At 57.3% G+C, this 14931-nt stretch carries 10 protein-coding genes; 9 read left to right on the top strand and 1 reads right to left on the bottom strand.

Features of this window, described 5'->3' with window-relative positions; genetic code table 11:
- The first annotated feature begins 1112 nt into the window (after positions 1 to 1112).
- The 3 genes from NML54_RS01975 to NML54_RS01965 all read left to right on the top strand — a co-directional run bounded on the left by NML54_RS01975 (position 1113) and on the right by NML54_RS01965 (position 6073).
- Positions 1113 to 1886, top strand: coding sequence for an MBL fold metallo-hydrolase (locus tag NML54_RS01975; RefSeq protein WP_254755675.1), 774 nt, complete (start codon positions 1113 to 1115; stop codon positions 1884 to 1886).
- A 127-nt stretch (positions 1887 to 2013) separates the two neighbouring features.
- Positions 2014 to 4902, top strand: a complete 2889-nt coding sequence (gene uvrA, locus NML54_RS01970) for an excinuclease ABC subunit UvrA (protein WP_254755674.1) — start codon at positions 2014 to 2016, stop codon at positions 4900 to 4902.
- A gap of 28 nt (positions 4903 to 4930) precedes the next feature.
- A complete protein-coding gene (locus tag NML54_RS01965) occupies positions 4931 to 6073 on the top strand; it encodes a GNAT family N-acetyltransferase (protein ID WP_254755673.1) in 1143 nt (380 codons plus the stop codon).
- A 168-nt stretch (positions 6074 to 6241) separates the two neighbouring features.
- Here the strand turns inward: NML54_RS01965 and NML54_RS01960 are convergent, their stop codons facing one another.
- Positions 6242 to 7741 (bottom strand): glycoside hydrolase family 1 protein, encoded by a 1500-nt coding sequence (locus NML54_RS01960; protein WP_371925780.1) that lies wholly within the window; start codon positions 7739 to 7741, stop codon positions 6242 to 6244.
- 142 nt (positions 7742 to 7883) lie between these two features.
- Between NML54_RS01960 and NML54_RS01955 the strand changes: the two genes are divergently transcribed.
- The 6 genes from NML54_RS01955 (at position 7884) to NML54_RS01930 (ending at position 14910) form a co-directional block, all read left to right on the top strand.
- The gene (locus NML54_RS01955) at positions 7884 to 8582 is read left to right on the top strand and encodes a lipoate--protein ligase family protein (RefSeq protein WP_254755672.1); all 699 of its coding nucleotides are present in this window, start codon (positions 7884 to 7886) and stop codon (positions 8580 to 8582) included.
- A 68-nt stretch (positions 8583 to 8650) separates the two neighbouring features.
- Complete coding sequence (locus NML54_RS01950; RefSeq protein ID WP_254755671.1) at positions 8651 to 9541, top strand: fumarylacetoacetate hydrolase family protein; 891 nt, start codon at positions 8651 to 8653, stop codon at positions 9539 to 9541.
- Positions 9542 to 9750: 209 nt separating this feature from the next.
- A complete protein-coding gene (locus NML54_RS01945) occupies positions 9751 to 10206 on the top strand; it encodes an ArsR/SmtB family transcription factor (RefSeq protein ID WP_254755670.1) in 456 nt (151 codons plus the stop codon).
- A gap of 131 nt (positions 10207 to 10337) precedes the next feature.
- Complete coding sequence (gene thrS, locus NML54_RS01940) at positions 10338 to 12371, top strand: threonine--tRNA ligase (protein ID WP_254755669.1); 2034 nt, start codon at positions 10338 to 10340, stop codon at positions 12369 to 12371.
- 545 nt (positions 12372 to 12916) lie between these two features.
- Positions 12917 to 13186 carry an aminotransferase gene (locus NML54_RS01935; RefSeq protein ID WP_254755668.1) on the top strand — a complete coding sequence of 90 codons (270 nt, stop codon included), beginning with the start codon at positions 12917 to 12919 and terminating at the stop codon, positions 13184 to 13186.
- 368 nt (positions 13187 to 13554) lie between these two features.
- Positions 13555 to 14910, top strand: coding sequence for a hypothetical protein (locus tag NML54_RS01930; RefSeq protein ID WP_254755667.1), 1356 nt, complete (start codon positions 13555 to 13557; stop codon positions 14908 to 14910).
- Positions 14911 to 14931 lie beyond the last annotated feature (21 nt).

Raw genomic sequence — 14931 nt, 5'->3', positions numbered from 1 at the left:
TTGGGCGCTGAACGCTGCTGAATAGTGCGGAATGGCGGGGGAGTGAAGGATAGCGAAACTCCTAGTGGAGGGGACTTTCACCCTTTCCTTGAATGCTTACCGAGTGCGCCTACGAAGGTGGAAATGGTGTGCATAGCTTAATAATTGGGCTCTATTTATACTTGAAGGTTAGGTTTTATTAAACAATCTGTAGAGGTTGATTTTTTAGTGACACACCGTCTTGTATTCTGTGAAAATATTGTCCTGACTAGGCATTTTATTTTTGAAAAGGATTTTATGGAGAGCTATGGAAGGGTCTGAGTGGTGGAGTGTTGTTATCGTTTTCTGGTAAAAGCTCTACTTTAGGGGTATCTAATGGGTCTAAGCAGACCAATTGTTTTTTCTCTCAAGTGTATATTCGTACACTTTTTGAACGGTGCGCGGCGCATTTTTCCGCTCTATAAAATTGCAAAAGCTTGAAGATATTTCGATCTTGACCCTCTGCTTCCGCGGGATACCGGGCTAAAACTGAGTATTGAGCCTGTAAAATTACTGGTGTGAAGCTTAGAATAAAGGTGTATTGAAGCGTCAAATGAGGGAAGCTCTAAAATTATTTTGGGTGAAATTGGTCACATGTAAACTTGAAAAAAATGAAATTGGTACGTATCGATAGCCTAAAAAACGGCTATTTTTATTACAAAATGATTACAATGAGGCGTGGGTCACTAAATTCGGCTCTCCGTACCAAATTGAGCGGTAAAACAGCCCCCAAAAAGTTCGCTACTATTAAGTCATCAAGTAATCGTGAGATTTCCAAAGTCCTCGGGTTGCTTGTGTTTGAGTGAGTGATAGATACCCCTGGGTGTCATGAGAAGCGACTGTGTATCGATGCGCAGTCGCTTCTCTGTTTAACTTTGAATTTCAGTGGACCCTCAGCCGGGCGGGGATCCAGCCGAGACCTAATCCGCGCTGAACCCAATCTGTACTGAGCGTGCTCCAGAATCTGTTCCTTGCGCATCCCGCACGCATACAACCTGTACATGTATCCCACGCATTCAATGCCGAATGCGCTAATAGCGGGAGTGAACCGCATAGGCGCATGCTGTGCGGTCACAACCCCCTACACTGGAACTATGACTACTTACCCAGAACCTACCCTCATCTTTGAGAACCCCGAACTGACCGTCCGTGCGTTCAGTGTCTCCGAGATGGACAACAGCGTCTACCTCATCACCATGCGCGCCACCGGCGAGCAGGTACTCATTGACCCCGCGGACGACGCAGAAGAACTCTACGCTTTCACTCTCGATGCGCTCCTGCACGACTGCCCGCAACTCGAACTGGCAGCCGGTGAAGAACGCCGTGTGCGCGTTATGGAGAAGGAAGAGGACTTCAACTCAATCAGGCCCCGCGCGATCGGTCTGACCGGCATTCTGGTCACCCACGGCCACTGGGACCACATCCGCGCTATTAAGGAGCTCGACCACCTCACCGGTGCCGTCACCTCCGCGGGTGCAGCTGATGCGGTCGCTATTAAGGAGCAGGAAGGCTACACCGTCGAAGAAGAACTGACCGGCGGCGAAAGCTTCGATTTCTACCGCTCCGACACTGTCATTCGCTCGCTGCACGTGCCCGGCCACACCCCCGGATCCATTGTCTACACCCTCGAAACCACCTGGGAAGACGGCACCCCCGCAACCCTGCTGTTCACCGGCGACACCCTCTTCCCCGGCGGCGTGGGCAAGACCGACTCCCCGCAGCAGTTCGGTGAGCTCTTCTCCAGCGTGCTCGAAAAGCTCTTCGGTGGCTTCGAAGACGACGCCATCGTACTGCCCGGCCACGGCCGCTCCACCACCCTCGGCGACGAGCGACCCCACCTGGAAGAGTGGGGAACCCGCGGCTGGTAAACCGCTCCTGACATTCCACCTTCATATAAGTACTGCACCCTCATGCCTTCACCCGCCGCATAATCCCGCTGGTGAAAGGCGTGAGGGTGTAGAATTTAAGTTCGAAGATAAGACGAAAGGATTTTCGATGACACCCCGCCCGGCACACGGTAGCACCGCACTCAAAGCGAACGATCTGACCAGTATCCGGGTTCAGGGTGCCCGCGAAAACAACCTCAAGAACGTAGACCTCACCATTCCGCGTGATGCGATGGTCGTCTTCACCGGCCTCTCCGGCTCCGGTAAGTCCTCCCTCGCCTTCGACACCATCTTTGCGGAAGGCCAGCGCCGCTACGTTGAGTCGCTGTCCTCCTACGCGCGCATGTTCCTCGGGCAGGTCGACAAGCCCGACGTAGACTTCATCGAGGGCCTCTCCCCGGCTGTGTCTATTGACCAGAAGTCCACCTCCAAAAACCCGCGCTCAACCGTCGGTACTATCACCGAAATCTACGACTACATGCGCCTGCTCTGGGCGCGCATTGGCCACCCGCACTGCCCCGTCTGCGGCGAAGAAATCACCCAACAAACCCCGCAGCAAATCGTGGACATTCTGCAAGAGTATCCCGAACGCACCCGCCTGCAGATTCTGGCACCCGTCGTCAGTGCGCGCAAGGGCGAATTTGTAGACCTCTTCAAAGACCTGCTCACCCAGGGTTACTCGCGTGCCCGAGTGGACGGCGAAACCGTGCAGCTCTCCGACCCTCCCACCCTCGCCAAGCAGTACAAGCACACCATTGAGGTAGTCGTCGACCGCATCGTCATTAAGGACGGTATTCACCAGCGCCTGACCGACTCCATCGAAACCGCGCTCAAGCTCGCCGACGGCCGCGTGCTCATCGACTTCGTGGACCGCGAGCAGGATGACCCCGAACGCACCCGCTCCTTCAGCGAAAACCTCGCCTGCCCTAATAGCCACCCGCTACAGATCGACACCATCGAGCCGCGCGCCTTCTCCTTCAACTCGCCGTTCGGCGCATGTAGCGCCTGCGACGGCATCGGCTCGCGCCTGGAAGTAGATACCGAACTGCTCGTACCCAACCCCGACCTGACCCTCGGTGAGGGCGCTATCGCCCCCTGGTCGCAAGGCAAAGCAACCACCGAATACTGGCTACGCCTGCTCGCAGGCCTGGGGGAGGAGCTCGGCTTCAACCTGAACACCCCCTTCAAGGACCTGCCCTCCAAGACCCGCGCCGCAATCCTGGACGGCAAGGACTACAAGGTTGAGGTGTCCTACCACAACCGATTCGGCCGAGAACGCCGCTACACCTCCGGATTCGAAGGCGTGAAGGCGTACATCAAGCGCAAGCACGAAGAAACCGAATCGGACTTCGCCCGCGACCGCTACGAACAGTACATGCGCCAGGTCGCCTGCCCCTCCTGCGGTGGCGCGCGCCTGAACCCAACCATCCTCGGCGTGAAGGTCGGCGGCCAGTCCATCGCAGACATCACCGACCTGTCCCTAGCTGACGCGCTCGCCTTCGTGCGCGGCCTGCAGCTCAGCGCCCGCGAAGCCAAGATCGGCGAGCAGGTCCTCAAAGAAATCGATGCGCGCCTGCAGTTCCTGCTGGACGTGGGCCTGGACTACCTGACCCTCTCACGCTCCGCCGGTACGCTCTCCGGCGGTGAGGCGCAGCGCATCCGCCTCGCAACCCAGATTGGTTCCGGCCTGGTTGGCGTGCTCTACGTGCTCGACGAGCCCTCCATCGGCCTGCACCAGCGCGATAACCGCCGCCTCATCGAAACCCTGACTAAGCTACGCGATATGGGCAACACGCTTATTGTGGTTGAGCACGACGAAGACACCATGCGCGAAGCCGACTGGATCGTGGACGTAGGACCCGGCGCCGGTGAGCACGGCGGCGAAATCGTACACTCCGGCAACTTTGAGGAGCTGCTGAAGAACACCAAGTCCATTACCGGTGACTACATGGCTGGCCGCCGCAGCATTGAGGTGCCCGCATCCCGCCGCCCCGTCGACAAGGAACGCCAGCTGACCGTGCGCGGCGCCCGCGAAAACAACCTCAAGAACGTGACCGCGTCCTTCCCACTGGGCGTGTTCACCGCGGTGACCGGTGTGTCCGGCTCGGGTAAATCTACCCTCGTCAACGACATTCTGTACACCTCCCTGGCGAACAAGCTCAACGGCGCCAAGCAGGTACCCGGCCGCCACAAGAGCATCGACGGCCTGGAACACCTGGACAAGGTCATTCACGTGGACCAGTCGCCCATCGGTCGTACCCCGCGTTCGAACCCCGCCACCTACACCGGCGTGTTCGACCACATCCGCAAGCTGTTCGCAGAGACCAGCGAAGCGAAAATGCGTGGCTACACCCCGGGTCGATTCTCCTTCAACGTCAAGGGTGGCCGCTGCGAGAACTGCTCCGGCGACGGCACCCTGAAGATTGAAATGAACTTCCTGCCGGACGTGTACGTGCCCTGCGACACCTGCCACGGCAAGCGCTACAACCGCGAAACCCTCGAAGTGCACTACAAGGGCAAAACCATTGCCGACGTACTCGAAATGCCCGTGGAAGAAGCCGCAGAGTTCTTCGCCGCATTCACCCCGATTGCGCGCCACCTGAACACCCTCGTGGACGTGGGCCTGGGCTACATTCGCCTGGGCCAGCCCGCAACCACCCTCTCCGGTGGTGAAGCGCAGCGCGTGAAGCTCGCAACCGAACTGCAGAAGCGCTCCAACGGCCGCTCCATCTACGTGCTGGACGAGCCGACCACCGGCCTGCACTTTGAAGACATCCGCAAGCTACTCGCCGTGCTGCAATCGCTGGTCGACAAGGGCAATAGCGTGATCACCATCGAGCACAACCTGGACGTGGTCAAGTGCGCCGACTGGATCATCGACATGGGCCCCGAAGGCGGTAGCGGCGGCGGCACCGTGATTGCTGAAGGAACCCCGGAGCAGGTGGCTCAGGTGAAGGGCTCGCACACCGGCGCGTTCCTTGCCGAGATCCTGAACTAGTCAAAAACTTGCCCTAGAGGAAACCTACATGACTGATACTCAAGGAACTGAACCCACTCGGGGAGCTCAAGCAACCCGTGGCGCTGTGAACCGGGGAGCCGTGAACCGTGGTGCTGTGACCACCGCAGACCGTGCGCGGCACATCCTGCACACCCAGCTGGAGGCGGACTTCTGCCAGGCGCCCGGCTCGATTAGCCGCGCCCTCGAAGAGCTACGCGACTACCCGGAAGCCGAAAGCCTGCCGCTGCTCGCCACCGTGCAGCCTCCCTCCGAGAAGATGGGCGCCGCACGCCGCCGCAACGACGACATCTGGGAGTTGCGCGTCGCCAACTACGCGAGCGTCGGCATTCTCTGCGCCAAACATCCGCGCGTGCTGGACAAGGTCATCGACTACATGCTCGGCGACCAGTCGAACTGGCTCGGCGACTACGCGCAGCTGCGCCAGCTCAACGAACTGCTCACCCCCTACACCCAGCAGGTTAGCGGCACGAGCATCTACTACACGCCAGGCCGCGCCCTGCTGAACTCGGTCGTACCCGAGGGTGTGCAGGCGCAGGAGGTCAAGTGCGCCGTGCCCGGTGTGGGTATGATGCGCCGCGTTGACCCCGCCGAGCTGAAGGCTGCGTTGCTTGCCGAAATCACCGGCGAGCGCAGCATCCGCCGGGAGGCAAATGCCTCCGCGGGGGCGCTTGAGGTTGACCCACAGGACACGCAGGCGCGCGTAACCTGCCTGCGCGTGGAGCTGCTGGACGCTGAGCAGTTTGAGCACTTCCGCGGGGATAAACGCTACTCGAACGCGCTGGGCTTTAGCGTGACCCGCCCGGATGTGCTGGTGCTCGCCGCATACCCGGTGGATGAGGACGCATCTGGCGCACCCGCGGCGGGGGAGAGCCCCGCACTCGCAGACCCTATCGCTATGGTTGGCGTGAGTGACGATTCGCCGATTATGCGCCAGATTGGTATCGATGTGTTGCCCGCCTGGCGTGGCGCAGGCATCGCCAGCGTGCTGGTGTGTGATGCGGCCCGCCTGACCCTGGCGGAAGGGTACCTGCCGTTCTACGGTACGAGCCCGTCGCACATCCTCTCGCAGAGGGTAGCGATGAATGCCGGGTTGGTGCCGACCTGGTGGGAGTACGTGTCCACCAGCCTGAACGACCTACCCATGGACTAGATTTACCTACAGACTAGAGCCGCCCGCGCTAGGCATAACAGGCATGTAGAAAGCCCCCGAGATCAGAGTCTCGGGGGCTTTTTGCTGCTGGATTTCGCGTGCAGGGATTTTCGCGGGGTTCAGCGTCTAGGGTCGCCGCATAAGGAACAGCGTCTAGAGCCTTACCAGTTACAGCTCCGCGCCGTTGCTGGTAATCACCTCGCGGTACCAGTGGAAGGACTTCTTGCGGTAGCGCGCCAGGGTGCCGGTGCCGTCGTCGTTGCGGTCCACGTAGATGAACCCGTAGCGCTTGGACATCTGCGCGGTGGAGGCGCTAATCATGTCGATGCAACCCCAGGTGGTGTAGCCGAGCACGTTCACGCCGTCCTCAATCGCCTCGCGTACCGCGTGCAGGTGCTGGCGCAGGTAGTCAATGCGGTAGTCGTCTTCTACGGTGAGCTCACCGTTCACTTCGACCAGTTCGTCGCGGGCGCCCAGGCCGTTCTCCACGATGAATAGCGGCTTCTGCCAGCGGTCCCAATACTGGTTGAGGACCACGCGCAGGCCGGTCGGGTCAATCTGCCAGCCCCATTCGCTGGAGGGCAGGGTCGGGTTCGCCACGCCGCCGAGGATGTTGCCTTCGCCGCGTTCGCCTCGTGCCGGGTCGCCGGTCGCGCAGGTGGACATGTAGTAGCTGAACGACACGAAATCCACGGTGTTCTTCAGGTCCTCGCGGTCCTGCTCGGTGATGTTCAGCTCCACGCCCTTCTCACGCAGGGCACGCAGGAAGTAGCCGGGGTATGCGCCGCGCACGTGTACGTCACCGAACGCGAAGTTTGCCTGTTCCGTCTGCATGGCGGCGAGTACGTCGGCGGGGTCGGGGGTGAGTGGGTAGGTGGGCATGGCAAGAATCATGCAACCGACCTGGGCGCCGGGCGCCAGTTCGCGTGCCGCAGCGGTGGCGCGTGCGGAGGCGACCAGTTCGTGGTGCATTGCCTGGTACAGGTCGGCGTCGCTGAGCTGATCCGCTGGGGTGTTAATGCCGCCGGACATGAACGGCAGGTGCAGCATCGAGTTGATTTCGTTAAAGGTCAGCCAGTACTTCACGCGCTTGCCGTAGCGGGCGAACACGGTGCGGGCGTAGCGTTCGTAGAAGCCGATGAGTTCGCGGCTGGTCCAGCCGTTGTACTGTTCGACCAGGTGCAGCGGGGTTTCGTAGTGGCTGAGGGTAATGAGCGGTTCCATGCCGTGCTTTTCGAGCTCGTCGAGCACGCGGTCGTAGAAGGCGAGGCCCGCCTCGTTCGGGGTTTCTTCGTCGCCGCGGGGGAAGATACGCGACCAGGCGATGGAGAAGCGGAAGACCTTGAAACCCATCTCTGCGAGTAGGGCGATGTCTTCGCGATAGCGGTGATAGAAGTTGATGCCTTCCAGCTTGAGGTTGTCCTCGGTGGGTTCGGCGGTGCGCGGGTGCAGGCCGCCAGCGGGCAGCACATCTTGCAGGCTGGGGCCTTTGCCGTCTTCGTTCCAGGCACCCTCAAACTGGTTGGCGGCGGTGGCGCCTCCGAAGAGGAAACCGTCGGGGAACGCGCCGAGCGGCTGCGGCTCGGTCAGCGCCGGGTTGGTGGGCTGTTCAGCGCTGACGCGGGGTAGCGCGGTGGTTTGGGCGGTGATGCGCTGGTCCTGATGCACGGAATCCTCCAAGGTGTTTTGAGCCTTTCTTCTACCCTAGCGGAGGGGGTGGGGGATTACTAGGTTTTAGCTACCCGGGTGGGCGTTTTCGCATTGTGGGGAGACGTAGGAGCTGTGGCGAGCGTAACCGTAAAATAGGAACGTGCAGATTATTCGAGAGACCGGCCCCGAATCCGGCGATATCCTCATTCACCACAATCAGACGGTGCAGATGCTCCGCGAGGTAGCAAACGGGCAGCGTGAAGCCACTCTACGCATGTATCAGCCGAACCCGACAGTCGCGTTCGGCCGCCGTGACGAACTGAACCCCGGCTTCGCGGCCGCCGCCGCGGCCTGTGCCGAGCACGGCTTTGAGGTGCTGGTGCGCAAGGTCGGCGGGCACGCCGCCGCCTACCATCAGGGGTGCCTGGTCGTGGACCATTTTCAGCCCGCCTCCGACGCCCGCAGCGGAAACACCCTACGCTACGAACTGTTTGGCTCCATGTACGCGCAGGCGCTCCGCGAGGTTGGCGTGGATGCGCGCATGGGCGAGATCCCGGGGGAGTACTGCCCCGGCGAGTATTCGGTGCACGCGCAGCTTCCCGCCTCCGCAGGTGGTGGCCGCATTAAACTGGTCGGCACCGCCCAGCGTGTGGTGACCGGCGGCTGGTGGTTCAGCACCGGCATCGTGGTCTCTGATTCTGCGCCGCTGCGGGCGGTCACCGCGGATGTGTACCGTGCCCTTGGTATGGACCTCGACCCCGCGACGGTCGGCGCGGCGCAGGACGCGAACCCGCACCTGCTCATGGAAGACCTGGAAGACGCCATCGTTGAGGTGTACGCCCAAAACGGTTTTCACTAGGTTGTTTTATTTCTGACTTTTATCCGTAACTTATTCGATATATCCCCACCTGAAGCGAAGGAGCATCCATGCGTTGGGCACAGATTAAAGACTCGAAGGGCAGCCGCGCGGTCTGCTTCTTTGAAGAGACCGTGTACGAGCTTCCGGCGAAGCTCAGCCCGCTACTGAATTTCTACAGCCGGTTCCGCCTGAACTTTGGCGACCCGAAGAACGCCGTGGCAATCCTGAAGGAGAACGGCGTGACCGTCATGGGCCACGGCGAGGAGCTGTGGAACTCCTTACCCTTTATTCGCCCGCTGGATAAGCCCGGCAAGATTGTGTGCGCCGGCCTGAACTACCGCGACCATGCCGCAGAAATGAACCTTGAGGTGCCCGAGCATCCGGCGCTGTTCGCGAAGTTCCCGAACGCGCTGATTGGCCCCGGCGAGCAGATCCGTATGCCCGCCGCTGACGGCACCGGCAGCACGAAGGTCGACTGGGAGGTTGAGCTATGCCTGGTCGTGGGCGCTCGCCTGCGTAACGCCACGGAGGAGCAGGCACTTGAGGCTCTGATGGGGTACACGGTCATGAATGATGTGTCGGTGCGTGACTGGCAGGGTCGTTCCTCGGAGTGGTTCCAGGGTAAGAACTGGGATGCGATGACTCCGTTCGGTCCGGTGATTGTGAGCCCCGATGAGGTTGACCCGGTTGCCGGCCTGGAGTTGGTCTGTGAGGTGGATGGCGTGGTGCGTCAGCGCGGCACGACGGCGGATATGGTGTTCACCCCGGCGCAGCTGCTGTCCTATATTTCGCGGTTTATGACCCTGGAACCGGGTGACCTGGTGGCGACGGGTACCCCGGCTGGGGTTGGTTTGTCGCTGTATCCGCGTCAGTGGTTGAAGCCGGGGCAGACGGTGCGCACCCGCATTGAGGGTATTGGCGAGCTGGTGAATGTCTGCTCGGAGGCGGGCGCCCTGTAACTATCGTGTGCTGTAACTATTTTGCTCTGTAGCTAACCCGTTGCACCGTGGTTTCCCTTGGCTCTGTGAGCAACTCCGGCAACCAGTTCCCCTGGCACCAGGTACAGTGGATGCCCGTGAACTACACCGAATCCGCTGAGAACACCGCATGCCGCGCAGGCGTAACTTCCTTGACGTGCCCCCTTTCCTGTACATAAGGTGAAAATACTATGACTCAGAGCCAGCCCACAGACCAGACCGAAACCACCCACGCTCACTACGCCGCCGAGCAGGTAGCGAAGCACGTAGCCGAGCACACCGTGGAGCACACCGCGGAGCACGCCCACGAGGCGCCCGCCAACGCGCCCCTCCTCGAAGGCAGCGGCCCCAAAGACTGGGAGGAACAGTTCGGCCCGTCCGTGGCGATTTTCTCTGCGCTCGCGAACCCGCTGCGCCTGGCGATTGCGCACCACCTGATGCACCGCCCGCACAGCGTGAGCGAACTGCACACGTGCCTGGGTATTTCGCAGCCGCTCGCTTCGCATCACCTGCGCATCCTGCGTGAGGCGCACGTGATTGATCGTGAGCAGCAGGGCCGCACCACTATTTACCGTCTGAAGGACGACCATATTAGCCACATTGTGGTTGACGTGTATGAGCATACGCGTGAACATTATGCGGACTAGTCTGCCCTCAAGCTGAGCGTTTGCTGGGAGCCGTTGTAAGATGGTGTGTGTCCGTGCACCAGTACAGTGCGGAATAGTATGCGCACCCGCGGCGCCCCGAGCGGCCGCGCGCGCCTGAGTTAAGGAGACTTATGTCTGCCGCTGATTCTTCAGCAATTGTTATTAGCGTTTCTGGTGAGGAGCGCGAGGTTACCGCGAAGACTGCCGCTGAGCTGTTCGCTGACGACCCGAAGATCGTTGTGGCACGCGTGAACGGCGTGCTCGTTGATCTCTCCCACGAGCTGTCTGCTGGCGATTCCGTTGAGCCGGTTTTCATTCATGAGCCGGACGGCCTGAACGTTCTGCGCCACTCTGCTGCGCACGTGATGGCGCAGGCGGTGCAGGAGTACCGCAAGGACGCCAAGCTGGGTATTGGCCCGTACATTACTGATGGCTTCTACTTTGACTTTGATGTGGCTGAGCCCTTCACCCCGGAAGATCTGAAGAAGATCGAGAAGTCGATGATTAAGATCATCAAGTCCGGTCAGCTGTTCCGCCGCCGCGTGGTCACCCACGACGAGGCTGTTGCTGAGATGGCGAACGAGCCGTACAAGCTGGAGCTGCTTTCCCTGAGCCAGGGTCCCGGTTCTGGTGCGGAGGCTGCCGAGGGTGCATCCGTGGAGGTCGGCGAGGGTGAAATCACCATCTACGACAACGTGCACCCGAAGACCGGCGAGACCGTCTGGAAGGACCTCTGCCGCGGCCCGCACCTGCCGAACACCAAGCTGATTGCTAACGGCTACGCCCTGATGCGTGCCGGTGGCGCGTACTGGCGCGGTTCTGAGAAGAACCCCATGCTACAGCGTATTTACGGTACCGCATGGCCGACTAAGGAAGAGCTGGTGGCGTACAAGGAGCGCATCGCTGAGGCGGAGCGCCGCGACCACCGCCGCCTGGGCCGTGAGCTGGACCTGTTCTCCTTCCCGAAGAACATTGGCCCCGGTCTGCCGGTGATTCACCCTAAGGGTGGCGTGATTAAGCGCGAGATGGAAGACTACGTGCGTACCCGCCACATTCAGGAGGGTTTCCAGTACGTCAGCACCCCGCATATTTCGAAGGAAGACCTGTTCTACACTTCCGGTCACCTTCCGTACTATGCGGACGGTATGTTCCCGCCCATGGAGCTGGATAACGGCCACTACCGTCTGAAGGCTATGAACTGCCCGATGCACAACGAGATTTACCGTTCTCGTGGCCGTTCGTACCGTGAGCTGCCGTTGCGTTTCTTTGAGTTCGGCACCGTGTACCGTGACGAGAAGTCGGGCGTGCTGCAGGGTCTGACCCGCGTGCGCATGATTACTCAGGACGACTCCCACTCGTACGTGACGAAGGAGCAGGCACCGGACGAGGTGCGTCACCTGCTGAAGTTCATGCTGAGCCTGCTTGAGGACTTCGGCATGACTGACTTCTACCTTGAGCTGTCGACCCGCGACACCGAGGGTGATAAGAAGGATAAGTTCATCGGTACTGATGAGCAGTGGGAGGAGGCTACCGCGGTTCTGGAGCAGGTTGCGAAGGAGACTGGCCTGGAGCTCGTCCCGGATCCGGGTGGTGCTGCGTTCTACGGCCCGAAGATTTCGGTTCAGGCGAAGGACGCGATTGGCCGTACCTGGCAGATGTCGACCGTGCAGTACGACTTCAACCAGCCGAGCCGCTTCGGTCTGGAGTACCAGGCTGCTGACGGTACCGTGCAGGAGCCGGTCATGATTCACTCGGCGAAGTTCGGCTCGATTGAGCGCTTCCTGGGTGTGCTGACTGAGCACTATGCGGGTGCGTTCCCGGCATGGCTCTCGCCGGTCCAGGTCATTGGTGTGCCGGTGGCTGAGGCGTTCAACGACTACATGACCGAGATCGCGGACAAGCTGCGTGCGCACGGCGTGCGTGTTGAGGTGGATTACGGTTCGGATCGCTTCACGAAGAAGATTCGTACTGCGTCTACTGAGAAGGTTCCGTTCATTCTGATTGCTGGCGGTGAGGATGCGGAGCACGGCGCTGTTTCGTTCCGTTTCCGCGGTAACAAGCAGGAGAACGGTGTGCCCGTGGATGAGGCTGTGGCACGTATTGTGGAGCATATCCGCAACCGCGTGAACGAAGACCCTAAGCCCAGCACTGAGGCTGCTGAGTAACACTAGGCTTTCTGGTCTAGCTCATATATAGAAACCACCCCCTTTGCGGCGACAAGCTGCGGAGGGGGTGGTTTCTTTGTGCTTTGAGGAGGCGAGAGTGGGGGGCGGTTGGGTGCAGAAAGCTGTGTCGCGGGCTAGTTTTTAGCTCCAGAGTGCTAGCGTGGTAGTAAAGCGAACGTCCATAGTCATTCAGAAAATGGGTGGCTGGATGGCTCTGAGAATGATGTATCGCTGTTGATTATTGAGGGAGCACGAGCGTATGAAGTCGAATAAGTATGTTCCTGTTGGGATGCTGTTTTTGATCCTGGCAATTATCTTGAATGTAGTGTCAAATGTCAGCGACCTAGTGCTTGGAATTCTCTACGGTATCTCAATAGCAGTATTGATTATTGGACTTTTGAATAATCGAAAATAAGTGCTGTAGCAGACGAAAACGGACCCGGTGGGCCATCCATTGGATAGCCCTCCGGGTTTTTAGGAAGCAAAGTTTGTTCACGAAGAAGTAGTAGGCTTTGCTGTTGAAGCGCGTGTGAAAGGGTGAAAGTATGGCAAGCATTGAAGTGATGAAGGAACGGGCTCGTATTGCGGGTCGTTTCAACCTGTCCGCCCGCCGAAACCCGGAGCACAAGGCACTTGTTGCGCTCGCTGCACAGAAGGCGGGAGGGGAGTGCCATGTTATCCCTGCGGCTCCAGGCGAAGATGAGGCTGAAATATTCCGCCGTGCCCGCAAAGTTGCGGGCGGTAAGCCGGTTATTATCGTGACTGAGGCTGACGGGGAGATTCACGCCCGTCTCTTCAATGGAGGTAACAACTAGTTGTAAAGGTAAGGAAGGACTCGGCGGACACTAATATTAGTGGTCCTGCTGGGTCCTTTCTGTTTTGACGAGGCGAGGGGTCGGTTGGGTGCAGAAAGTTGTGTCGGTGGGACGTTTTTCCTAGTCCGGGCGGGTGTCTTCGTGCTAATGTAAGTGATGGCGCTAACGTTCGTTGCTGTTCGTAAGTGCCGGTAATTGTACGATTCGGATAAGGATGTCTGGACATGATTTGAGTGTTTCAAGAGCGTTTATTCGCTGGATATTCTATCTGTAAGTTCAAGGAGGAGATGCATATTCACGCATGTAAGAATTTAGCGAATTTGATTCAAAAAATTTGTACGCCTAAGAATAATTTAAGGAGCGAGACAATGAAGACATATATTTTGGCTTCAATTTGCATTAATAAAAAGAAATTAAAAACCTTTGGAATTAATAACGAAAGTCAGGGAATAGAATGGATTGCAGGTATACCTGACGTTAAATATCGGAAATATAGTAATGATGAAGAATTTATTTCTAATGCCGATACTCGAAAGGAAAATTTTTCTGAGGCTATACGGAAGCTTATATATGCGGACGGCCATAGGTATTACGCTAAATCTCTAAAAGGATTTAATCCGATAACTAATGGTAAAGGAGATCAGTACATCGTTAGCGGATTTCAGCTTCTCTTTGCAGAGAAGAGTATTTGTGTAGATGAAATAGTTCCAGGTTTGGCGATCTTTGAAATCCATAAAAAAGAGGGGTTACTGGAAGGGCCTGTCCAGCTTGAAGATAAAAATATATATGCGTATCTCGTGAAAGAAAATATAATTCCGGTGGATGGTTTTATAGAAAACGACACGAATGATGATTTGATGGCGCAAATGTGGAGTTGCAATATAAAGCCATTTGTTTACAAATTAAGTGTAATTGACAAATTTAAATCTTTGTCAATAAGCAAGCCTATAGATTATACCGGAAACGAAGAGAAAGATTTCTGGTGTATAATGCACTATTATACCACAGGCAAGAAACCGTCTGAGTCTATTCAGGATAAATGGAATACTGAAAGCCCTAGCTCACTACATATGCTAGGTAAGGGAGACTGGTGTTTCTATGCGCGTTCACAAGGAATTTGTTATTATACTCCAGACATCAATGGAGATAACTATAAGCATAAGCCAATTTGTTTCCAGGGCTATGCTGAGTCTTTCCATTTGGATGCAGTTATACTGTCGATTTTAAAAATTATTCTTGTAAATTATTATATAAATCAGATTCAAGAATATGTTGCACTAAATGATAGTGATGCAATAAAAAAAATTAATAACAATATTAATAGAATGTATATTATGTATGACATGGGGCGTACATATCCACGGGGCGGACTACATTACATTGCCATGGAAAAAGTCGAGGATGCCCTGTATTTTCAAGATAATTTAAAAATTCTAGTAGAGTCTACTAAGCGGGTCGAAGAGATTAACTCTTCGCAACGGCAGGAAGATTTGGCCATTAGCCAAGAAAAACTAGCAAGGAGTCAAGAGGAGCTTGCGGAGTATGCTTTGCTGGTGGCAATAGTAATGATTATTCCTGGGGCAGTCTCGTTTTTGAATGATGGTTCGTCCGTTTTGAAAGATATGGGTTTTCCAAATCCGCTCTGCGCGGCCTGGGTTGTTTTATTTATCATTGGCATTAGTGTTTGGTGCTTTGTGCAAAAGCGAAAGAAGGAGGATAAGTAATAATGTGTAAAAATACACTAA

Source organism: Rothia gullae (genome assembly GCF_024294905.1).
Taxonomy (GTDB): domain Bacteria; phylum Actinomycetota; class Actinomycetes; order Actinomycetales; family Micrococcaceae; genus Rothia.
This window is presented reverse-complemented; position numbering and strand designations above follow the sequence as displayed.

What these genes read in the sequence shown, in the direction of transcription:
- NML54_RS01975 (WP_254755675.1), top strand. Translation starts at nt 1,113, where the DNA reads ATGACTACTTACCCAGAACCTACCCTCATCTTTGAGAACCCCGAACTG.
- uvrA (WP_254755674.1), top strand. Translation starts at nt 2,014, where the DNA reads ATGACACCCCGCCCGGCACACGGTAGCACCGCACTCAAAGCGAACGAT.
- NML54_RS01965 (WP_254755673.1), top strand. Translation starts at nt 4,931, where the DNA reads ATGACTGATACTCAAGGAACTGAACCCACTCGGGGAGCTCAAGCAACC.
- NML54_RS01950 (WP_254755671.1), top strand. Translation starts at nt 8,651, where the DNA reads ATGCGTTGGGCACAGATTAAAGACTCGAAGGGCAGCCGCGCGGTCTGC.
- NML54_RS01945 (WP_254755670.1), top strand. Translation starts at nt 9,751, where the DNA reads ATGACTCAGAGCCAGCCCACAGACCAGACCGAAACCACCCACGCTCAC.
- thrS (WP_254755669.1), top strand. Translation starts at nt 10,338, where the DNA reads ATGTCTGCCGCTGATTCTTCAGCAATTGTTATTAGCGTTTCTGGTGAG.
- NML54_RS01935 (WP_254755668.1), top strand. Translation starts at nt 12,917, where the DNA reads ATGGCAAGCATTGAAGTGATGAAGGAACGGGCTCGTATTGCGGGTCGT.
- NML54_RS01930 (WP_254755667.1), top strand. Translation starts at nt 13,555, where the DNA reads ATGAAGACATATATTTTGGCTTCAATTTGCATTAATAAAAAGAAATTA.